The sequence below is a fragment of the Sphingobium sp. LSP13-1-1.1 genome (assembly GCF_040676415.1).
In the GTDB taxonomy this organism is placed as follows: Bacteria; Pseudomonadota; Alphaproteobacteria; order Sphingomonadales; family Sphingomonadaceae; genus Sphingobium.
The window spans coordinates 85,896-105,500 of sequence record NZ_JBEGHU010000089.1 but is presented as its reverse complement, the minus strand read 5'-3'; the positions used below and the strand labels follow the sequence as shown (position 1 = coordinate 105,500).

20 protein-coding genes and 1 riboswitch are annotated in these 19,605 nt (G+C 67.4%); of the genes, 6 read left to right on the top strand and 14 right to left on the bottom strand.

Annotation, left to right across the window (positions count from 1 at the left end; all coding sequences use genetic code 11):
- Nucleotides 1–121: 121 nt before the first annotated feature.
- Nucleotides 122–1,531, top strand: a complete 1,410-nt coding sequence (locus MRBLSP13_RS22095) for a helix-turn-helix domain-containing protein (RefSeq protein ID WP_363739146.1) — start codon at nt 122–124, stop codon at nt 1,529–1,531.
- Between the two features lie 12 nt (nt 1,532–1,543).
- Here MRBLSP13_RS22095 and MRBLSP13_RS22090 read toward each other — a convergent pair whose 3' ends face one another.
- Entirely contained in the window at nt 1,544–1,747 is a 204-nt protein-coding gene (locus MRBLSP13_RS22090; protein WP_133653675.1) for a hypothetical protein, read from the bottom strand.
- 99 nt (nt 1,748–1,846) lie between these two features.
- Nucleotides 1,847–2,785 (bottom strand): right-handed parallel beta-helix repeat-containing protein, encoded by a 939-nt coding sequence (locus tag MRBLSP13_RS22085; RefSeq protein WP_363739144.1) that lies wholly within the window; start codon nt 2,783–2,785, stop codon nt 1,847–1,849.
- Between the two features lie 300 nt (nt 2,786–3,085).
- On the opposite strand from MRBLSP13_RS22085, the gene MRBLSP13_RS22080 reads away from it, so the two are divergent.
- Together MRBLSP13_RS22080 and MRBLSP13_RS22075 are read left to right on the top strand one after the other, a co-directional pair.
- The gene (locus MRBLSP13_RS22080; RefSeq protein WP_414714740.1) at nt 3,086–4,600 is read left to right on the top strand and encodes an ABC transporter substrate-binding protein; all 1,515 of its coding nucleotides are present in this window, start codon (nt 3,086–3,088) and stop codon (nt 4,598–4,600) included.
- Between the two features lie 34 nt (nt 4,601–4,634).
- Nucleotides 4,635–5,057, top strand: coding sequence for a DUF4112 domain-containing protein (locus MRBLSP13_RS22075; RefSeq protein ID WP_363739142.1), 423 nt, complete (start codon nt 4,635–4,637; stop codon nt 5,055–5,057).
- Here MRBLSP13_RS22075 and MRBLSP13_RS22070 read toward each other — a convergent pair.
- Genes MRBLSP13_RS22070 through MRBLSP13_RS22050 form a run of 5 tightly spaced genes read right to left on the bottom strand, consistent with a single transcriptional unit; the run spans nt 5,054 to nt 9,356 of the window.
- A complete protein-coding gene (locus MRBLSP13_RS22070) occupies nt 5,054–5,854 on the bottom strand; it encodes a ribonuclease T2 family protein (protein WP_363756703.1) in 801 nt (266 codons plus the stop codon). The genes MRBLSP13_RS22075 and MRBLSP13_RS22070 overlap by 4 nt on opposite strands.
- Nucleotides 5,855–5,864: 10 nt before the next feature.
- A complete protein-coding gene (nadC, locus tag MRBLSP13_RS22065) occupies nt 5,865–6,713 on the bottom strand; it encodes a carboxylating nicotinate-nucleotide diphosphorylase (protein WP_363756701.1) in 849 nt (282 codons plus the stop codon).
- A 32-nt stretch (nt 6,714–6,745) separates the two neighbouring features.
- Nucleotides 6,746–7,732 (bottom strand): quinolinate synthase NadA, encoded by a 987-nt coding sequence (nadA, locus tag MRBLSP13_RS22060; protein ID WP_363756644.1) that lies wholly within the window; start codon nt 7,730–7,732, stop codon nt 6,746–6,748.
- A 41-nt stretch (nt 7,733–7,773) separates the two neighbouring features.
- Entirely contained in the window at nt 7,774–8,493 is a 720-nt protein-coding gene (locus MRBLSP13_RS22055) for a DUF4230 domain-containing protein (protein WP_133653669.1), read from the bottom strand.
- On the bottom strand, nt 8,478–9,356 hold the full coding sequence (locus MRBLSP13_RS22050; RefSeq protein WP_363756641.1) for an MBL fold metallo-hydrolase: 879 nt from the start codon (nt 9,354–9,356) through the stop codon (nt 8,478–8,480). The genes MRBLSP13_RS22055 and MRBLSP13_RS22050 overlap by 16 nt, the downstream gene beginning before the upstream one ends.
- 168 nt (nt 9,357–9,524) lie before the next feature.
- Here MRBLSP13_RS22050 and MRBLSP13_RS22045 point away from each other — a divergent pair, with 168 nt between their 5' ends.
- Entirely contained in the window at nt 9,525–10,421 is an 897-nt protein-coding gene (locus MRBLSP13_RS22045; protein WP_133653772.1) for a tyrosine recombinase XerC, read from the top strand.
- 51 nt (nt 10,422–10,472) lie between these two features.
- On the opposite strand, the gene MRBLSP13_RS22040 is transcribed toward MRBLSP13_RS22045, so the two are convergent.
- The 4 genes from MRBLSP13_RS22040 to rsmI all read right to left on the bottom strand — a co-directional run bounded on the left by MRBLSP13_RS22040 (nt 10,473) and on the right by rsmI (nt 13,402).
- Complete coding sequence (locus tag MRBLSP13_RS22040) at nt 10,473–11,072, bottom strand: DedA family protein (RefSeq protein WP_363756639.1); 600 nt, start codon at nt 11,070–11,072, stop codon at nt 10,473–10,475.
- 16 nt (nt 11,073–11,088) lie between these two features.
- Nucleotides 11,089–12,066: a glutathione synthase gene (gene gshB / locus MRBLSP13_RS22035; RefSeq protein ID WP_363756637.1), complete on the bottom strand. Its 978-nt coding sequence runs from the start codon at nt 12,064–12,066 to the stop codon at nt 11,089–11,091.
- 113 nt (nt 12,067–12,179) lie between these two features.
- Nucleotides 12,180–12,551, bottom strand: a complete 372-nt coding sequence (locus tag MRBLSP13_RS22030) for a YraN family protein (RefSeq protein WP_363756635.1) — start codon at nt 12,549–12,551, stop codon at nt 12,180–12,182.
- The gene (gene rsmI / locus MRBLSP13_RS22025) at nt 12,548–13,402 is read right to left on the bottom strand and encodes a 16S rRNA (cytidine(1402)-2'-O)-methyltransferase (protein WP_363756633.1); all 855 of its coding nucleotides are present in this window, start codon (nt 13,400–13,402) and stop codon (nt 12,548–12,550) included. Before rsmI ends, MRBLSP13_RS22030 begins: the two co-directional genes overlap by 4 nt.
- An 11-nt stretch (nt 13,403–13,413) precedes the next feature.
- Here rsmI and MRBLSP13_RS22020 point away from each other — a divergent pair, with 11 nt between their 5' ends.
- Entirely contained in the window at nt 13,414–14,631 is a 1,218-nt protein-coding gene (locus tag MRBLSP13_RS22020; RefSeq protein WP_414714739.1) for a penicillin-binding protein activator, read from the top strand.
- 46 nt (nt 14,632–14,677) lie between these two features.
- Here MRBLSP13_RS22020 and MRBLSP13_RS22015 read toward each other — a convergent pair whose 3' ends face one another.
- Entirely contained in the window at nt 14,678–15,457 is a 780-nt protein-coding gene (locus MRBLSP13_RS22015; protein ID WP_363756631.1) for an ABC transporter ATP-binding protein, read from the bottom strand.
- Complete coding sequence (locus MRBLSP13_RS22010; RefSeq protein ID WP_363739126.1) at nt 15,451–16,446, bottom strand: FecCD family ABC transporter permease; 996 nt, start codon at nt 16,444–16,446, stop codon at nt 15,451–15,453. The genes MRBLSP13_RS22015 and MRBLSP13_RS22010 overlap by 7 nt, the downstream gene beginning before the upstream one ends.
- 122 nt (nt 16,447–16,568) lie before the next feature.
- Here MRBLSP13_RS22010 and MRBLSP13_RS22005 point away from each other — a divergent pair, with 122 nt between their 5' ends.
- Nucleotides 16,569–17,399, top strand: a complete 831-nt coding sequence (locus MRBLSP13_RS22005; protein WP_414714738.1) for an ABC transporter substrate-binding protein — start codon at nt 16,569–16,571, stop codon at nt 17,397–17,399.
- 4 nt (nt 17,400–17,403) lie between these two features.
- On the opposite strand, the gene MRBLSP13_RS22000 is transcribed toward MRBLSP13_RS22005, so the two are convergent.
- Nucleotides 17,404–19,218, bottom strand: a complete 1,815-nt coding sequence (locus MRBLSP13_RS22000) for a TonB-dependent receptor plug domain-containing protein (protein ID WP_363756627.1) — start codon at nt 19,216–19,218, stop codon at nt 17,404–17,406.
- Nucleotides 19,219–19,387: 169 nt separating this feature from the next.
- A riboswitch (cobalamin riboswitch) is annotated at nt 19,388–19,601 on the bottom strand.
- Nucleotides 19,602–19,605 lie beyond the last annotated feature (4 nt).

Genomic DNA, 19,605 nt, shown 5'->3' with positions numbered 1-19,605 from the left:
GAATTGATGGCGTTTTCCTAGAAGCGATTTTGCGGGTGCGGCAGGGGGCGCGAAGTTCAGTTGTAGAACTTTACAAGATTTGCGTGTAAAGTTGTAAGGTCTGTACAGGAGCGCTTCACCAATGGCCAAGGATCGTCCGGTTTACATGGGCCCGCGCCTGCGCAGGTTGCGGCGCGAGCTGGGCCTGACGCAGGCCGACATGGCCGAGGATCTGGAGATTTCCGCCAGCTATGTGGCCTTGCTGGAGCGTAACCAGCGGCCGCTGACCGCCGACATGCTGCTGCGCCTCGCCCGCACCTACAAGATGGACATGAGCGAGCTGGCGGGCGACGGCGGCGCGGAGCAGACGGCGCGGTTGCAGGCCGTATTGAAGGATCCGATGTTCGCGGACATCGACCTGCCGGTGCTGGCGACCGGGGATGTCGCGGTCAACTATCCTGGGATCACGGAGGCTTTGCTGCGGCTGCACACGGCCTATCGCGAGGAGCAACTGGCCCTGGCCGATCGAGGCCTGGAAGGCGGCATGGAGCGGGAAGAGGCGACGGAAGCGGCCGATCCGGTGGCCGAATCGCGACGCTTCCTGGGCGCGCGGCGGAACAGCTTTCCCCTGCTGGACGATGCGGGGGAAAAGCTGGCGCAGGAAATCGAGGCGGCGGGCAGCCTCTCGGCATGGCTGAAGGCGAAGCACAACCTGCGCGTCCGGCGGCTGCCGCCCGATGTCATGGCGGGGTCGATGCGGCGGCTGGACCGGCATCGCGACGCGGTGCTGCTGGACGACGCGCTGGACGGAGCGAGCACCCAGTTCCAACTGGCGCTGCAGGTCGCCTATCTGGAAATGCGCCGCGATTTCGACGCGCTGCTGAAGGACGGCCAGTTCGCCGGCGAAAGCGGGCGGCGGCTGACGCGACGGGCGCTCGCCAGCTATGGCGCGGCGGCGATCCTGATGCCCTATACCGCCTTTGCGCGGGCGGTGGAGGCGCGGCGTTATGATGTCGAGGCGTTGGCCCGGCAGTTCGGCACCAGCTTCGAACAGACGGCCCATCGCCTGACGACCTTGCAAAAGCCGGGTCAGGAACGCGTCCCCTTCTTCTTCCTGCGCGTCGATCATGCGGGCAATGTCAGCAAAAGGCTGGACGGCGCGGGCTTTCCCTTCGCCCGCCATGGCGGCTCCTGCCCGCTCTGGTCGGTGCACCACGCGTTCGAGCGTCCTCGCGAAGTGCTCACCCAATGGCTGGAACTGCCGGACGGGCAACGTTTCTTTTCGATCGCGCGCACGGTGACGGCGGGCGGCGGCGGCTGGGGCGCGCCGAAGATCGAGCGGGCGATCGCGCTATGCTGTGCGGCGGAGCACGCGCATCGGCTGATCTACGCCGCGGGCGAGGCCGCAGCCGAACCCACGCCGATCGGCGTCACCTGCCGCCTGTGCCATCGCAGCCAGTGCATGGCCCGATCCGCGCCGCCGATCGGGCGCGACATGCTGCCGGAGGATTTCCGGCGGACCCATGCGCCCTTCGGCTTCGCGGCAGGGTGAGGCGGGAGGAAATCAGCCCTCCAGAAGATCGAGATAGGCGACGACATCATTGTCGGTGGCCAGGAACAGGCCGTCCTGCACGTCCTCCGGCTGCTGCCCGGCTATGCGCATGGCTTCGTTCAGCGGGCCGTAGAATAGGGTCGTCGCCCCGCCCCCGCCATCGGCATCGCTGAGATGATAGAGTCGAACGGTGGCTGAACCATAGGTGCTGCGCATGGGGCGGTTATCGGCGCGGGCGCGCCCGCTTGCAAGCCCGGTGCAGGAGGGATCACGCCATCCTGCCCCCCCCATGCCGACGGCCGGCGGCCGGTTCCTTCAGCGCCGATCCGTCACCTTGATCCCGTTCGCCAGGCGGTTCGCGCCGATTTTCACTGCATCGTCGGTGAAATTGGCGACGAAGCTGCTGTTGCGCTGCAATCCGGGCACGAAGGAGGCGCTGTTGTTGGCGATGGAAAGGTTGCTGCTGTCCTGTTCCCGTCCCTCCGGCGCGACGGTGATGAAGGCGCTGTAATTGTCCTTGTCGCGGCCCTGCACCATCGCATTGCCGCTGATCGTGCCGCTGGCCCCGTTGGAGAGGTCGATCATATAGTTGGTGAGGCGCCCGCCGCTGTCGTCGAAGCTGTTGTCGGTGATGGTGACCCGCGGCGTGCGGGTTTTCAGATAATGGCCGCCATCGCCCTGGTCGAACCGGGAATGGGTGACCGACAGGCTGCCATAGCGCCCCGCATAAATGCCGTGAGCGCAGGCGAGGTCGCGGTCGCAGCGCCCCAGATGACGGAAGGTCGACCTGTCGATGCTGATCCTGTTGCCGGGCGCGTCGCCGGTCAAAATACCTTCCTCGCTGTTGCGGAACAGGCTGTTGGTGACGGTCAGGTCGCCGCTTTCCAGCCGGATGCCCGCCCCATTGCCGTCCGGGACGCGCAGATTCTGGAAGATGAGGCCGTCGATGCTGCTCGACCGGCCGCGCAGGACCAGGGCCGCCTTCTGTTCGCAGGCGACGCCGTCGAATATGGCGGTGCCGGGCTTCTGCGCGCGGATGGTGACGTCGCCGCCCTGCTGCACCGCGCATTGCGCATAGCTGCCCGGCGCCACCAGAACCGTGCCGCGGCCATCGCCGATCGCCCTGATCGCGTCGCCCAGTGACGCATAGCTTCGCCCGCTTTCCGCCACGGTGAAGGGCGAAGTGACGCCCTGGGCCAGCGCCGTGGCCGTGACGGCAGCGGAGATGAGCAGGATTATCGAGAAGAGGCGCATATCCGAGGATATAGAATGATGCGCGCGCCGGGCCAATGCGAAGTCATGGTTAACAAAATCCTGTACCGCTATGGGACAGGGGCAAACCTGGCTGCATCAGAGCGATTTCCAAGCGATCGGAACCGATCGCTGGTTAAGAAATCGCGGCAAACAAAGAAACCAGAGCGGCGATCTGGTTCAATCAGATCGAAACCCGCTCTAAGGCAGCGGCGGCAAAATCACGCCTGGCCGGAGCTGAAGCAGCGGGTCGCGTGATGGTGGTTGGCGCGGGCGCCGTTGCGGGTTAAGCCCTGTCTGTACATGTTGTCCCTCCTTCCTCACCGGCTTCTTGCCCGATCACCGCTTGGCGGGCTGGTCATGATGGCCATGATGTTGGGAAGCTGTTCGGACGAGGGCAGCGGTCCGGTGACGGTCAGCGTGATCGGCGACCCTGCGGATTTCGCCAAGCCGCTGGAAAATCTGCCCGATCCCGGATCGAAGCTGTTCCTGGAAACCACCGCGCAGGGGCTGGTGGCATTCGACGCCGACGGGGAAATATTGCCCGCCCTGGCCCAGCGCTGGATCGTCGAGGACGATGGCCGCAGCTACATCTTCCGCCTGCGCCGGGCGTTCTGGCCGGACGGGCGCAAGGTGCTGGCGAAGGATGTCGGACGGCTGCTGATGGCGCGGATAGAGGCGCTGCGGCGGCTGGACCCCGCCGGGCCGCTGGATGCGGTGAGGGACGTCGTCGCCATGACGGGCGAGGTGATCGAGATCAGGCTGGCCGCGCCGCGCCCCTATGTGCTGCAGATGCTGGCCCAGCCCCAGATGGCGATCCTGTCGCGGGAGGGCGGGACCGGCCCCTATCGTCGTGAGGAGCGGGATGGTGTCCACGCCGGGGCGCTGGTGCTGACCCCGGTGGAACGGGTCACGAATGAATCCGGCGATGAATTGCCCATACCCCCCTGGCAGACCCGGATCGTGCGGGCCGAACGCGCGGCGCTCGCCATCACCCGATTTCAGCAGGACAAGGCCGATCTGGTCCTGGGCGGCCGTTTTTCCGACCTGCCGCTGCTGGTGCCCGCCGGTGTCGACCGCGACGATGTGCGGATCGACCCGGTGCAGGGCTTGCTGGGGCTGGCGATGATGAAACGGGGCGGCGCCAACGGCAAACTGCTGGAGGACGACGGCGTGCGGCGGGCGATCAGCATGGCGATCGACCGCAGCCGCCTGCCGGTGCTGTTCCCCGTGGGCGGCTGGGCGACGACGGAGCAGATCGTGCCCGGTCAGTTCGACCTGCCCGGACCGCCGGCCGTGCCGGATTGGTCCGGCCTGTCGATGGAGGATCGCTGGGCGCAGGGACAGGCCATCATGAAACGATGGCGCAGCGATAATGGCGACCCCCCGACGCTGCGCGTGGCGCTGCCCGCCGGGCCGGGCTCCACCCTTCTCTTCGGCTTGGTGCGGCATGATCTGGGCATGATCGGGCTGGCGGTCGAGCGGGTCGACATGGCGGCCGATGCCGATCTGCGGCTGGTCGATGAAGTTGCCGCCTATGACAGCGCGATCTGGTATCTGGGCCGCATCGGCTGCGCGCGGAAGGTGCATTGTTCGGCAGAGGCGGAGGCGCAATTGCAGGCGGCAAGCCTTGCCAGCAGCCTGGACGAGCGCATGGCGCGGGTGGCGCAGGCGGAGGCGCTGATGCAGGCGCATAACGGCTTCATCGCCCTGGGCGCGCCGGTGCGCTGGTCGCTGGTGGCGCAGCGGCTGACCGGCTTCATGCCGTCCCCTCGCGCGCGGCACCCATTGAACCATCTGTTCAGGAGCACCAACTAGGACTTCAGGAAGCCGGATGCCTGGAGGACAGAGGATGGCGATTTCGCAGGAGCAGTTCGATCGGATCGTGCGCGACATGCCCGGATTCGGCCGTGATCCGGCGTCCGTGCGGCGGCGGATCGAAATGATGGAGGCGGTGCTGGAGGGGCTGTTCGTGCTGCCCGGCACCAACCGCAGGGTCGGGCTGGACAGCCTGGTCGGGCTGATCCCCGTGGTGGGCGATCTGGCGACGGCGGCGATGGGCGCATGGATCGTGTGGGAAGCCCGGAACCTGGGCATGTCGAAATGGCAGCTTACGCGCATGGCTGCCAATGTCGGCTTCGACACGGTGATCGGCGCCATTCCCTTCGCCGGGGATATTTTCGATTTCTTCTACAAATCCAACAGCAAGAACCTGCGGATCATCCGCAGGCATCTGGACCGGCATCATCCATCGACGGTGATCGTCGAAGGCTAATCCTTATGTACCTCGGCCTGGGGGTCGAGGTCGAGGATCAGGCCGGGGCGCCGCGCCGGAACGGGCGGAGTGCGCCGGGGATTGGGGATGTTCGGTCCGGGCGCGATGCGCAGCGCCGCCCGGTCGTCCGCCCCGCCCTGATGAGCCGGGCAGCGCGCGAATTCCAGCGTCCGGTCCAGGCACAGCCACAGCTCGTTCAGGCCATTGTCCCGCGTGATCGTGACGCGCATCATGTCGGCGCGCATCCCCTTGTTGGCGGCGGCGAAGGCCTGGGCGAACTGCGCGACCGTCAGCGTCTTGCGACGGGCAAGCGCGGCCATGTCGGGATAGCGGATCGACTGGTAGAGGGCGCGGGAGAGATTGAAATAGAGCTCCGGCTTCGTCGTCATGCAGGTGCCGTGCTTGGCCCATTCATGCTGGAGCAGCTGGGCGGACGGCGTGGAGCAGAGATTTTGCCGGATGACCGGGCGCGGCAGCAGATCGGTGGCGCGGCAATATTGCGGCCAGTCCTTGCCGATGCCGTCCGGCCAGAGACCGTGCAGGGTGAAGCCGAAACGGCCGTTGCGGCCGCCGCACTGAAAGGCGTCGTCGCTGCCCTTCGCGCCCTTGCAATATTGCGGCGACCAGGTGAGCGCCAGCGTGTAGCCGCCGATGGGCAGCAGGCGGCGCGGCTGGTCGGCATTCGGCAGGTCGGGGCGCGGCCGGGGCATCTGGGCGGGCAGGCTGCACTGCGCCGACTGCGCCAGGGCGCCGGCCGGGGCCGCGAGCAGGAGCAATGGCAGCACCAGCCGCAGCAAGGGCGCGAACTCAGGCAAAGGCGAAATCCAGTCCGATGTCGGCGGCCGGGGCCGACTGCGTCAGGCGGCCGACGCTGATATAGGTGACGCCGGTTTCCGCCCGGGCGCGGATGGTGTCGAGCGTGACGCCGCCCGACGCTTCGGTGGGGACGCGCCCGCCGACCAGCGTGACGGCCCCGCGCAGGGTGGGCGCGTCCATATTGTCGAGCAGGAGGTGCGTGGCGCCCGCCGCGAGCGCCGGTTCGATCTGGTCGACACGGTCGACCTCCACGATGATGCTGGCGATCCCGGCGGCGGCGGCGCGGCGGACTGCTTCCTCGACCGATCCGGCGACCGCGACATGATTGTCCTTGATCATCGCCGCATCCCAAAGGCCCATGCGGTGATTGGTGGCGCCGCCCATGCGCGTCGCATATTTTTCCAGCACGCGCAGGCCGGGAATGGTCTTGCGCGTGTCGAGCAGGGTCGCGCCCGTGCCCAGGATCGCGTCGACATAGGCGCGGGTCATCGTGGCGATGCCGGTCAGATGCTGCACGGTGTTGAGCGCGGACCGCTCGGCCGTGAGCATGGCGCGGGCCCGGCCGCGGATGCGCATGATGTCAGTGCCCGCCGCCACGCGGTCGCCGTCCTGCCGAAGCAGTTCGATCTCCGCATCGGGATCGAGCGCGCGGAAGAAGGCGGCGGCGATGGGCAGGCCGGCCAGCGTCACGGCATCGCGGCTGTCCATCACCCCGTCGAAGATCGCGTCGGCGGGGATCACCGCCTCGCTCGTGACGTCGCGGCCCTGCGGGCCAAGATCCTCCGCCAGGGTGGAGACGACGAAGGCGTCGAGATCGAAGCCGGGAAGGGAAAAGCCGATGCTCTCCCCCAGCCCTTTCGCGATCATGTCCATCAGCGCGCGCCCAGGTCGCCCTGCCCGACCGTCCCGCTTGCCATTTCCAGCATCCGGTCGAGGCTCTTCCTGGCGGCGAGGCGCAGCCCCTCCTCCATCTCGATCCGCGGCTGCAGGTCGCGCAGCGCGAGATAGAGTTTTTCCATCGTGTTGAGCGCCATATAGGGGCAGATGTTGCAGTTGCAGTTGCCGTCGGCGCCGGGCGCGCCGATGAAGGTCTTTTCCGGCACCGCCTTCTGCATCTGGTGGATGATATGCGGTTCGGTGGCGACGATCAGCGTGTCGCCGGGCATGGTCCTGGAGAATTCCAATATGCCGCTGGTCGACCCGATATAATCGGCATGGTCGACGATATGCGGCGGGCATTCCGGATGCGCCGCCACGGGCGCGCCGGGATGCTGGGCCTTCAGCTTCAGCAGTTCCGTCTCGCTGAACGCCTCATGCACGATGCAGACGCCCGGCCAGAGCAGCATGTCGCGGCCGAGCTTGCGCTTCAGATAGCCGCCCAGATGCTTGTCGGGGCCGAAGATGATCTTCTGCTCCCGTGGGATCTGCGCCAGGATCTTTTCCGCCGAAGAGGAGGTGACGATGATGTCGGAAAGCGCCTTCACCTCTGCCGAGCAGTTGATGTAGCTCAGGGCGATATGGTCGGGATGCGCCTCGCGGAACGCCTTGAACTGGGCGGGCGGGCAACTGTCCTCCAGGCTGCATCCCGCGTCCATGTCGGGCAGCACGACGATCTTTTCGGGCGAAAGGATCTTCGCCGTTTCCGCCATGAAGCGCACGCCGCAAAAGGCGATGACGTCCGCGTCCGTTTCCGCCGCCTTGCGCGAGAGTTCCAGGGAATCGCCCACGAAATCGGACAGGTCCTGGATTTCCGGCTTCTGATAATAATGGCCGAGGATGACGGCATTGCGTTCCTTGCGCAGCCGGTCGATCTCCGCGCGCAGGTCGATCCCTTGCGGGATTCCGGTGATGGCGTTCATGTCCCTACCCTGCTCCTTGAAGGGCCTTCATGCAGCGCCCCCTAACGGGCGTTGCGCCTGTTGGCCAGTACCTCGTTGATCGGCGTGGTCACGTCCCACCGTTCCCGGTCGCGGTTCGCGCGTTCCGGCGGAAAGGTCACGATCACCCGCGCATCGCCATAACCCAGCGCCCCCAGCGGTGCGCCGAGCAGCCTGCCGAGCGCGGCACGGCCATAATCGCGGGCCTGCGCCATGCGTTCGGGCGAGCGCGCCTCGCCTTGCGCGCGGGCCTGCGCATGGAGCGAGGTGCGGCGGCCGAGTTCCTCGCCCGCCTGCCGCGTCACGAACAGGCCGCTGGTTTCAACCAGCGTCCGGCGGCTTTCGTCGATATTGGGCCGCCCAGGCCTGACATCCGGCGCGTTGACGATGAGCGTCCGGCTGTTTGCGTTCCATTCCAGATCAGCGGCGTCGATGCCGCCCACGTCGATGAAATAATCGACCGAGAAGGGCATTTTCACCAGCTGATCGGACTTCAGCAGGCCGAAGCCGCGCACATCCTGCGCCGTGCTCTGGATCGTGCCGGACAGTTCCGACACCTTCAGGCTGGCGGCGCCGGCAAGCCGCCCGGCGATGATCCTGGTCACGGCCGAGCCGTCATCCTCCACGCTTACCACATAGTCGCGTTGATAGCGATGCCAGCCGACCAGCATGGCCCCGCCCATGGCGAGCAGGACCAGCGCGGCGAGGACCGGCAAGGCCAGGCGTTTCAGCGCAACTGCCATCGTCCGTCCGCCGTCGCGGCGGCGATGCCGCGCCCGTCAAGGTCGATGAGATGCGCCAGCACCGAACGGCCCGCCGCGCTGTGAAGGCGCGGGTCGACGCCCTTGTACATCTCCAGCACCATGGCGGGGACTTCCGACGCGCCGTTGCGTTCCAGGAAGCGCACTATCTGGCCCTCGCGCTGCTTGCGGTGGCCCATCATGCCGCGCACCAGCCGCTGCGGACTGTCGACCGGATCGCCATGGGCCGGATAATAGACGGCGTCGTCACGGTCGAGCAGCCGCTGCATCGACGCCATATAGGCCGTCATGTCCCCGTCGGGCGGCGACACCACGCTGGTCGACCAGCCCATCACATGGTCGCCGGTGAAAAGAGCGCCTTCCTCCGGCAGGGCGAAGCAGAGATGGTTGGAGGTATGACCCGGCGTGGCGACGGCCATGAGCGTCCAGCCCCTGCCGCCGACCCCCTGCCCATCGGCGAGCACGCGATCGGGCCGATAGGCGGCGTCGAAGGCGGCGTCGGCGCGGGGCCCGTCATCATCCATCGTCAGCGGCGCGCAGCCGATGACCGGGGCGCCGGTCAGCGCGCCGAGCGGCGCGGCGGCGGGACTGTGGTCACGATGGGTGTGGGTGCAGAGGATCGCCCTGACCGGGCGCCCGCCAATCGCATCGACCAGCGCCGCCAGATGCGCCGTATCATCGGGGCCGGGATCGATCACCGCCACATCCTCTGCACCCACGATATAGGTCTGCGTGCCGGTATAGGTGAAGGGCGAGGGATTGGGCGCCAGCACGCGCCCCACCAGCGGGGAAAGCCGCATCAGCGCGCCTGTCGGCAGGTCGGCCAGGTCGAAGGGAGTTGCCATGTCGATTTCCATGTGCCCATTTTGGGGTGGTTTTCAAGGGCGGTCCCCCGCCCTGGAGCGGGTTCGATCTGACTGAAATCAGATCGCCGCTCTAGATTTCCTGTTTTTCGCGATTTCTTAACCAGCGATCGGTTCCGATCGCTTGGAAATCGCTCTAATGTGGACACCATGGCGGCTTGCGACGATCTTTGCGAACAATGGCGGCGGCATCTGGCGCTCGACCGGCGGCGATCGGTGCATACGGTGCGCGCCTATGTGGCGACCGCCGAACGCCTGCTGGCCTTTCTGGAGGAGCATCGCGGCGAAGCGGTCACGGCGGCGATGCTGGCGGGTATCGGGCAGGCCGACCTGCGCGCTTTCCTGACAGTGCGGCGGATGGACGGCATCGGCAATGTCTCGGCCGCGCGGGAATTGTCGGCGGTGCGCGGTTTCCTGCGGTTCGTGGGCGGAGAGGATGCCCGCGTCCCGATGCTGAAGGGGCCGCGGGTGAAGCGCGGCCTGCCCCGCCCCATCTCGCCGGACGAGGCGGTGGCGCTGGCCGGGGACATTGCCGAAACCGCGCGGGAACCGTGGATCGGCGCGCGGGACTGGGCCGTGCTGCTGCTGCTCTATGGCGCGGGGCTGCGCATCGGGGAAGCGATGGGGCTGACCGGCGCTGTGATGCCGCTGGGAGAAACGCTGCGGGTCACGGGGAAGCGGGGGAAGACGCGGATCGTGCCGCTATTGCCGCAGGTGCGCGAGGCGATGGAGGCTTATGTGGCGCTCTGCCCCTTTGCGCAGGAGAAGGATGGGCCGCTCTTTCGCGGTGCGCGGGGCGGGCCGCTTTCGCCGGCGCTGATCCGTCGCGCCGTGCAGGGCGCGAGGGGCCGGCTGGGCCTGTCGGACCGGACCACGCCGCATGCATTGCGCCACAGCTTCGCGACGCATCTGCTGGGGCGCGGCGCGGATCTGCGGTCGTTGCAGGAATTGCTGGGCCATGCCAGCCTGTCCTCGACCCAGATCTATACGCAGGTGGATGCCGCGCACCTGCTGGACATCTACCGCAATGCCCACCCCCGGGCATGAGGCCGCCGCGCCGTGATGGAGACGCGAGTGCTCCTGCGACCTGGTCCCGGATCAGCCCCTGGGCTTCCAGGTCGCCAGCCGCCAGAGATAGAAGAAGACCGCCCCCGCCACGCAGGCCGTCGCCACTGGTCCCACATAGCGGTCGATGTCGCGGAAATTCTGACCCAATATGTAGCCCGCATAGGCAAGGATGATGTTCCAGATCAGCGCACCGCCGCTGGTCCACAGCAGGAAGCGGACATGCCCCATGCGGAACAGGCCCGCCGGCAGCGATATCATCGTGCGGAAGGCGGGCATGAAGCGGAAGACGAACACGACGATCTGCCCATATTTGCCGAAAATATGGTCGAGTGCCTCGACATCCTTCCATTCCAGCGTCGCCCAGCGGCCATAGCGGTCGACGATCGGCTTCAACCGGGCAAAGCCCAGGACATGGCCGACCAGATACCAGAAATAATTGCCGATGGTGGTGCCCACGGTGCCCGCGAAGAGCAGCCATTCCATCGCCATCCGGCCCTGGCCGACGCGGATGCCGCCGATGCCCATGATGAGTTCGGACGGGATCGGCGGGAAGATGTTTTCCAGCACCATCAGGGCGAATATGCCCCAATAGCCGCCCGCGTCGATCAGGCGGAGAACCCAGTCGGTCATGGTGCTGGACGATCGCTCAATCGGCGGCCCGCGCCGCCAGCCGGGCGTCGATGGCGTCCCAGATCATGCCGCCGGTGTCGGTGCCGTTGAAGGCGTCGATGGAAACGATGCCGGTGGGCGAGGTCACGTTGATTTCCGTCAGCCATTCGCCGCCGATCACGTCGATGCCGACGAACAGCAGGCCGCGCCGCTTGAGTTCCGGACCCAGCGCTTCGCAGATTTCCAGTTCCCGATCGGTCAGTTCCGTCTTCGCGGCCGAGCCGCCCACGGCGAGATTGGAGCGGATCTCGCCCGCGCCGGGAATGCGGTTGACCGCGCCCGCGACTTCGCCGTCGACCAGGACGATGCGCTTGTCGCCCTCCGCAACGCCGGGAATGAAGGCCTGGACCATGAAGGGTTCGACCCAGGAGGCGTTGAACAGTTCCACCAGCGCCGACAGATTCGCGCCGGACCGCCCGACATGGAAGACGGCGTTGCCCGCATTGCCGTAGAGCGGCTTCACCACCACCTCGCCATGCTGGGCGAGGAAGGACTTCACCTCCGCCAGGTCGCGGGTGATCATGGTCGGCGGCATGAAGCGGGCATAATCCAGAACGAACAGCTTTTCCGGCGCATTGCGGACGGCGCCGGGGTCGTTCACCACCAGCGTCTCCTGCTGCACCCGCTCCAGAAGGTGCGTGGCGGTGATGTAGCTGAGATCGAAGGGCGGATCCTGCCGCATCAGGACGACGTCGACGTCACGGCCAAGGTCCAGCATCTCCGGCTCCCCGAAGGCGAAATGATCGCCCTGCACCTTCTGCACCCGGACCGGGCGCGCCCGCGCCAGCACGCGGCCCTCGCGATAGGTGAGGTCGGGGGCGAGATAATGATAGAGCCGGTGCCCGCGCGCCTGCCCGGCCAGCATGATGTGGAAGGTCGAATCGCCGCCGATCCTGATCCCCTCCATCGGGTCCATCTGTACGGCGACGGTGAGCGGGTTGAGTGCGGTGGTCATCGACTTGTTTTCCTGCCGTTCGGGCTGAGCATGTCGAGGCCCGGCCCTTTTCCTGAAGAAACTTGAGGCCCCTCGACAAGCTCAGGGCGAACGGAACGGGAGGATCGGATTGCTCACCCCCCGTGCCAGACATTGGCCAGATGGCGCGGCGGACGGCCCGGCGCAAGGAGGATCACGTCGATTCGCATGTCGTCGCCCGGTTTGGCGAGGCCGTGGAACAGGATTTCCGCCGCCGCCGCCACTCGCGAAAGGCGCCGCTCATCTATGGCGAGGTCGAGATCGGCGCCGCGCGCGCGAGCCTTCACCTCGACAAAGGCCAGCATGGCGCCGCGCCGGGCGACCAGGTCCACCTCCCCCGCGGGCGTGCGCATGCGGCGGCCGACGATCTGCCAGCCCTTGAGGCGCAGCCACCAGCCGGCGATGCGTTCCGCCTGCCGCCCGCGCTTTTCGGCGGCCAGCCGGGCGCCCGAAGGCTGCGTCCTCACGCCTTGAGTTCCAGGGCGCGGTCGTAAAGCGCGCGGCGGTCCAGTCCGAGCTTCTTGGCGACCTCGCCTGCCGCCTTGGAAACTGGAAGCCGCTCCATCGCCTCCAGCAAGGCCGCGTCGGCATCCTCGGCGCTGGCGGGCGGTGCCTCGCCCGGCGGGCCGACGATCACGACGATCTCCCCCTTTGGCGGGGCGTCGGCATAGCGGGCGGAAAGTTCCGTGAGCGTGCCGGTCGCCGTCTCCTCGAACGCCTTGCTGATCTCTCGGGAGACGGCTGCGTCCCGGTCGCCCAGATGGGCGGCCATGGCGGCCAGGCTTTCCGACAGGCGCGGCCCGCTTTCATAGAAGACCAGCGTGGCGCGCAGGGCGGCGACTTCGTCCAGCGCGTCGCCGCGTGCCTTCTGCTTCGATGGCAGGAAACCCATGAACAGGAAACGGTCGGTCGGCAGGCCCGACAAGGTCAGTGCGGCAATGACGGCGCTGGGGCCGGGGAGCGTCGTGATCCGGCGGCCCGCCGCCCGCGCATCGCGCACCAGCTTGTAACCGGGATCCGAGATCAGCGGCGTTCCCGCGTCGGAGAGCAGCGCCACCGATTCGCGCGCCATCCGATCGACCAGGCGCGCGCGCACCGCTTCGGCGCTGTGGTCGTGATAGGGGACCATCGGCCGGTCGGACCCGGCATGGCGCAGCAGGCGTGCGCTGACCCGTGTATCTTCCACGGCGATCACATCGGCCCGGCGCAGGACTTCCGCGGCGCGGGGGGTAAGGTCTCCGAGGTTGCCGATCGGCCCCGCAACGATGTAAAGCCCCGGTTCAAGCCCAGAAGCAAGATCAACAATATCAGTTTCCATAAGGACGCCAGATGACAGAGACGGATGCCCCCCGGCAAGCGGACTTGTTCGCCGTGATGAAAGGGGTGGGGATGAAAAGGGCCTGGCGGATCATGTTCGCCACGGCCGCGCTGCTGGTCGCCGCCTGTCAGTCGATCGTGCCCAAGGGCCCCGGCCCCGCCCAGCCCGGCGGCCCGGCGCAGACCGGCCCCGACGTCACCGAGGGCCTGCCCACCGACACGCTGCGCCACCGCATCGCGCTGCTGGTGCCGATGAGCGGCCCCAATGCCGGTGTCGGCCAGTCGATCGCCAATGCGACCACTCTGGCGCTGCTGGACACAAAGGCGGACAAGGTTCGCATCACCACCTACGACACCGCCGCGGGCGCTGCGGCGGCGGTGAACAAGGCGCTGGCTGACGGCAACAGGCTGATCCTGGGACCCTTGCTGGCGGAGGATGCGCGGATCGTCGGTCCGCTCGCGGCGCGGGCCAATGTGCCGGTGATCAGCTTTTCCAACGACACCAGCGTCGCCGGGAACGGCGTCTATATCATGGGCTACAATCCCAATCAGTCGATCGAGCGGGTGGTCGACTTCGCCAAGGGCAAGGGCCTGTCGAAATTCGCCGCGCTGGTGCCCAAGGGAACCTATGGCGAGCGGTCGGGCACAGCGCTGCTGCGCGCGGTCGAGAGCGCGGGCGGGACGGTCGTGTCGATGCAGACCTTCGACCGCAGCCCCGCCTCCATCACGGCGGCGGTCAGGAAATTGCAGGCTTCGTCCAGCTATGACGCGCTGCTGATCGCGGACAGCGGGCGGGTGGCGATGCAGGTCGCGCCGATCGTGCGGAAGAATGGCGGCGCGACGGCGCGGCTGCTGGGCACCGAATTGTGGAACACCGACAGCGGCCTGGCGTCCAGCCCGGTGCTGCGCGGCGCATGGTTCGCCAGCGTGTCGGATGGCCTCTACCGGCAGCTCGCGACCAAATATCGCGCGCGCTACGGCAATGCGCCGTTCCGGCTGTCGGCGCTCGGCTATGATGCGGTGCTGCTGACCGTGCGGATCGCGCGCGACTGGAAGCCGGGAACGCCCTTCCCGGCGGCGCGGCTGCGCGATGCGGGGGGCTTTGCCGGGATCGACGGCGCGTTCCGCTTCGGCCGCGACGGCATTGCGGAGCGGGCGCTGGAAGTGTCCGAAATCGGTGCGGGAACCTTCACGGTGGTCGCGCCCGCACCCCGGACCTTTGGGGAATAGGGCACGCCCTGTTCCCGCCGTCGCGGGAACAGGCGGCGAATAGCAGTCAGGATCTGGTCCGCCCCGTCGGCAGGACCAGCGGCCAGTCGCCGTTCGTTTCTATGCGAGCGGAAATGCCATACACCCTGGCGAGATTCCCCTCCGTCAGCACGTCCAGCGGCGCGCCGTCGGCCACCGGCGACCCGCGCTCCATCAGCACGAGCCGATCACAATAGCGCGCCGCCATGCTGAGGTCGTGCAGCACGGCGACGACCAGCGACCCGGCCCGCGCCTCCGCCCGGAGCAGATCCATGACGTCGATCTGATGCCCCGGATCGAGCGCGGCCAGGGGTTCATCGGCAATCAGGGCAGGCGCGCCCACCGCCAGCGCGCGGGCCAGCAGCACGCGGGCGCGCTCGCCACCCGATAATTCGGTCGCCACCCTGCCTTTCAGATGCAGCACATCGGCCCGCGTCAAGGCGGCGTCGACATGCGCCTCATCCTGCGCGGAAAGGCGCGACAGCGGCCCCAGATGCGGCAATCGACCCAGCGCCACCAGCCGCTCCACCGCCAGCGGCCAGTGCAGCGTCTGTCCTTGCGGCAGATAGGCGATGCGCCGGGCGATCTCCCGCCGGCTGAGCCGCGCGCTGTCGTCGCCGTCGATCAGGACTGTCCCGCCCGACCGCCCGACCAGCCCCAGCAGCGCCCGGATCAGGGTGGATTTGCCAGCGCCATTGGGCCCGATGATGCCCACCAGCTCCCCCGGCTCCAGCAGGAGGTCGGCGCCGTTCACCGCCGGATGCCGGCCCAGCCTGACGGAAAGTCCCTGCGCGCGGATCGTCACCATAGCCGCCGCTCCCGCATCAGGTGCATCAGGAACACGGGAACGCCCAGCAACGCCGTCAGCACCCCCAGCTTGAGTTCGCTGCTGGTAGGGATCAGCCGCACGCCGATGTCCGCCAGCGTCAGCAGCACCGCGCCGCCCAGCATCGAGGGCAGCAGAATGGCGGAGGGCGAGCGGTCGGTCAGCGGTCGGACCAGATGCGGCACGATCAGGCCGACAAAGCCTATCGCCCCCGACACCGCCACGGCGCCGCCGACGCCTATGGCGACGCCCAGCATCAGGCGGATGCGCGCCCAGCGAAGATCGATGCCAAGCGCCTGCGCCCCATCCTCGCCCAGCGTCAGCGCGTCCAGCGTCCGCCCGTCGCCAAGCAGCAGCGCCGCGCCCATGGCGACGCAGGGCAGCGCGATCCAGACATGGCCATAGGCACGGTTTTCCAGGCTGCCCATCAGCCAGCTCATGATCTCCATCGCGGCGAAGGGGTTGGGCGACAGGTTGAGCGACAGGCTGATCCCCGCCCCCGCGAGCGTCGCGATGGCGATGCCGGCGAGGATGAGCGTGAGCGGACTTTCCGCCGGGCCGGCGAGCAGGAACAGCGCGCCAATGCCGATCAGGCCGGTCATGATGGCGAGCGCGGGAAGCGCCAGCGGATGCGCCTGCGCCAGCCCGAAATAGAGCGCGCCGACAGCGCCGAGCGCGGCGCAGTTGGACGCCCCCAAGACCGAGGGTTCGGCCAGCGGGTTGCGCAGATAACCCTGGAGCGCAGCACCCGCGAGGCCGAGCATCGCGCCGACGATCAGGCCCAGCAGCATGCGGGGCAGGCGCAGGTCGAGAAGGATGGCGCGGGCGACGTCGTCGCCGCCACCGCCGAGGACAGCAAGGACGCGGGCCGGAGAAAGCGGAACGGCGCCAAGAGCGAGGGAAGCCAGCGCGGCAAGCAGGGCCGATACGATCAGCGCGGGGATGAGCAACGGGTGGCGGCGGGCGCTCATGGCTTGCGCGTTCCTCCCTGCTTGCTACAGCATCTGTCCAGGCGCTCCCTATTCCCGCGAGGGAGTGTGTCGAGGCACGATTTGTTGGGGCGCAGCACAGGGGCCACAGGGTGCGCAGAAGAATGATCCTTGCCGCATTTTGCGCCCTTTCGCTGACCGGCGCCGCGCCGGTTCCGCCGAAACGCATCGTGTCGCTCAACACCTGCGCCGACCAATATGTGCTCGCGCTGGCCGATCCGGCGCAGATCGCAGCGCTCAGCCCCTATGGACATGACCCAGAACTGTCGGCGGCGGTCGGCAAGGCCCGCGCCTTCCGTACCCTCAAGCGCCCTTCCGAGGAAGTGTTGGCGCTTCGCCCGGACCTGCTGATCGGCTTTCCGGCGGGCGACAACGTGGTCGGCGCGCCACCGGGCCGATGGCGGACCCTGGCACTGGCGAGCGCGGACAGCTATGCGATGATCCTGGCGCAGATCCGGCAGGTGGCGGCGGCGGTCGGCCATCCCGAACGGGGCGAGGCGATGATCGCCCGCATGGACCGGGCTCTTGCCGCCCTGCCCCATCCGAAGCATCGCGGCGTCGCCGCCTATTATCAGCGGCGCGGCTATATGACCGGCACCGGCACGCTGGTCGACGACCTGATGCGGCGCGTGGGCCTGGTCAACCTGGCGACCAGGCTGGGCAAGCCGGCACTGTCGCAGCTTTCGCTGGAGGAGATGATCGCCGCCCACCCGGACTGGCTGATCGTCGAGGCGGGGAGCGAGAAGGTGGTCGATCAGGGGACGGAGATGCTGCACCATCCGATATTGCGCGCCATTCCGCGCATCCGCGTGCCGCAGGCGTGGACGGTGTGCGGCGGCCCCGCCTATGTCGACGCCGCAAGGAGCATCACGGCGCAGCTTGACGGCGCAGCGCGCAGGGGCGCGGCGCAGATCAACGCCGCGCCACGCCCATAAGCCGTCAGAAGCGCACACGCACGCCGCCGAAGGCCGATCGCCCATAGGTGCCATAGCCATAGACCGTGGCGTATTTCGCATCGGTGACATTGTCGATGCGGCCATAGATTTCCAGCTTCTCCATGATCGGGAAAGACGCCCGGATGTTCGCTATCGCATAGCCGTCCAGCCGTACCAGATTGGTCGCGTCGTTGAAGCTGTCGCCCACCATCGTCACGGTGGCGCCGGTCGACAGGCCGAAGGGCCAGACATAATCCGCCGAAACGCTGACCGCGTCGGGGGCGCGGCGGGGCAGCCGGGCGCCGCTACTGCGGTCGCGCGCATCGACATGGCTGTAGGCGGCCGTGACGGTCAGCGCATCGACCGGCCTCAGCGTCAGCATCGCCTCCACCCCCTTGGCGCGGGTGCGGTCGAGATTATTATACCCGCCATAGAGGCCGATCGAATAATCATAGTTGATCTGGTTTCTGGTATCGCGGCGGAACGCCGTGACGGAGAGGATCGCCCGGTCGCCGTCGAGCCTCTGGTCAAAACCGATATCGTAGCTTTTCGACCGCTCGGGACGCAGGCCGGCATTGCCGACATCGGCGCCGTAAAGCTGGTAGAGCGACGGCGCCTTGAACCCCTCGCCATAGCTCATGCGGATATTGGTCGCGCCGGCATTGGGCGTGTAGTTGGCGTTGGCGCCGAAGGTCGTCGCGCCGCCGAACTGGCTGTGATCGTCATGCCGCACGCCGCCGGTCAGCGACAGGCCGGCAAGGGGCTTGACGACGGCCAGCGCATAGACGCTGTCGATATCGGCCTTGTGGCGTTCGGTGGAACCGAAGCCGGAAAAATCATAGTCGGGCCGCTCATGTTCATAGCCGAAGACCAGCTTCGCCTGATCCACCGGCTGGTAGATCCCTTCATATTCGAAGCGCAAATTGGTGCCGGAATAGGCATAAGGCCCGAAAGCGGACGTATAGTCGCGGTCGATGCGGAACCAGGTGACGGCCGCCCGATTGGTGAGCCTGCCGTCGAGCAACGCAAGGTTGAGGCCCGCATAGCCGACATATTGATCCGATTTCGAGGAGTCCGTGGTGCTGTCCACCACGCCATTGTCGGTATCCAGGTCGGCATGGATATAATAGCCGCGCAGGTCGAGGTTGAGGGTATCGGTGAAGGACAGCTTCAGCCTGGCATTGGCGGCGATATTCTCATAGCCGTCCCTTTCGGTGCCGCTGGCGGCGGAGGAAATGCCGTCGGTGTTGAAATAGGCGATGCCGACGCCGCCCGACGCGATGCCGCTGCCGCCCGAAACGTCCGCCTTCGCGTTCAGCGTATTGCTGTAGCCGTAATCGACGGAGGCATTGCCGGCAAAGCCGGTGCCGGGCGTTCCGGTCATGACGTTGACGACGCCGCCGATCGCCTGGCTGCCGTAGACGATCGAGTTGGAGCCGCGCAAAATCTCGATCCGCTGGATATTGCCGGTCAGCAGATTGCCGAAATCGTACATGTCGCCGATGCCGCTGGGGTCGTTGACCTTGACCCCGTCGATCAGCACCAGCGTCTGCGTCGTTTCCGCGCCGCGCAGCGAAACCCCGGTCACGCCGCCCAGGCTGCCGCTGCGGTTGAAGCGCACCCCCGGCGTGGTAGCCAGCAGGTCGACCACGCTGACGCTCTGGCGGGTCCGGATGGTGTCGGCGTCGATCACGGTGACGGCCTGGCCGACCTCGTCGCGCGGCTGTTCGATGCCCAGCGCGGTGACGATGATCTCATCCTCCGCCAGCGCAGGTGCGGCCGCGAGCAAGGCGGCGATGGAAACGGAAATCCTCAACATGTCTGTCTTCCCCCTGAGCGCGATGCAACATGGCGCAGGGCATCCGCTCATGCGGCCGGACAGGGGAAAATGGCTGGCGCCCGCGCCCTCCCCCACACCGATGCGGCCCCGCGCCGCTTCGTCGCTCAGACGGAGAACACCGTGCCGTGGCCATACCCTGGACCAAGGCAAGAGCGACCATGCGCCGGCAGGTCTCCTGGCTCGCGGGTCAATGCGGCGATGCACGCCTTCCCGGACTTGCGTCCAGTGGCCGGCCCTGGGGGCCGAAGTGCATCGCGCTCACCGCTTACAGTTGCAGGGACAGCCGCGGATTGGGACGGCTTCCCGTCCGCACCGCATTCCCGTTTTCAGCCCTTCCGGGCACCGGCGCGATCTTCCTTGCGCGCA

Bases quoted from the DNA above. Each gene is read 5' to 3' on its own strand.
- nadA (WP_363756644.1), bottom strand. From the start codon at position 7,732: ATGAACGCCATCACCGGAATCCCGCAAGGGATCGACCTGCGCGCGGAG.
- MRBLSP13_RS22050 (WP_363756641.1), bottom strand. From the start codon at position 9,356: ATGGCAACTCCCTTCGACCTGGCCGACCTGCCGACAGGCGCGCTGATG.
- MRBLSP13_RS22090 (WP_133653675.1), bottom strand. From the start codon at position 1,747: ATGCGCAGCACCTATGGTTCAGCCACCGTTCGACTCTATCATCTCAGC.
- MRBLSP13_RS22085 (WP_363739144.1), bottom strand. From the start codon at position 2,785: ATGCGCCTCTTCTCGATAATCCTGCTCATCTCCGCTGCCGTCACGGCC.
- MRBLSP13_RS22010 (WP_363739126.1), bottom strand. From the start codon at position 16,446: ATGAGCGCCCGCCGCCACCCGTTGCTCATCCCCGCGCTGATCGTATCG.
- MRBLSP13_RS22080 (WP_414714740.1), top strand. From the start codon at position 3,086: ATGTTGTCCCTCCTTCCTCACCGGCTTCTTGCCCGATCACCGCTTGGC.
- MRBLSP13_RS22075 (WP_363739142.1), top strand. From the start codon at position 4,635: ATGGCGATTTCGCAGGAGCAGTTCGATCGGATCGTGCGCGACATGCCC.
- MRBLSP13_RS22020 (WP_414714739.1), top strand. From the start codon at position 13,414: ATGACAGAGACGGATGCCCCCCGGCAAGCGGACTTGTTCGCCGTGATG.
- rsmI (WP_363756633.1), bottom strand. From the start codon at position 13,402: ATGGAAACTGATATTGTTGATCTTGCTTCTGGGCTTGAACCGGGGCTT.
- MRBLSP13_RS22095 (WP_363739146.1), top strand. From the start codon at position 122: ATGGCCAAGGATCGTCCGGTTTACATGGGCCCGCGCCTGCGCAGGTTG.
- MRBLSP13_RS22055 (WP_133653669.1), bottom strand. From the start codon at position 8,493: ATGGCAGTTGCGCTGAAACGCCTGGCCTTGCCGGTCCTCGCCGCGCTG.
- MRBLSP13_RS22015 (WP_363756631.1), bottom strand. From the start codon at position 15,457: ATGGTGACGATCCGCGCGCAGGGACTTTCCGTCAGGCTGGGCCGGCAT.
- gshB (WP_363756637.1), bottom strand. From the start codon at position 12,066: ATGACCACCGCACTCAACCCGCTCACCGTCGCCGTACAGATGGACCCG.
- MRBLSP13_RS22005 (WP_414714738.1), top strand. From the start codon at position 16,569: ATGATCCTTGCCGCATTTTGCGCCCTTTCGCTGACCGGCGCCGCGCCG.
- MRBLSP13_RS22040 (WP_363756639.1), bottom strand. From the start codon at position 11,072: ATGACCGACTGGGTTCTCCGCCTGATCGACGCGGGCGGCTATTGGGGC.
- MRBLSP13_RS22000 (WP_363756627.1), bottom strand. From the start codon at position 19,218: ATGTTGAGGATTTCCGTTTCCATCGCCGCCTTGCTCGCGGCCGCACCT.
- MRBLSP13_RS22045 (WP_133653772.1), top strand. From the start codon at position 9,525: ATGGCGGCTTGCGACGATCTTTGCGAACAATGGCGGCGGCATCTGGCG.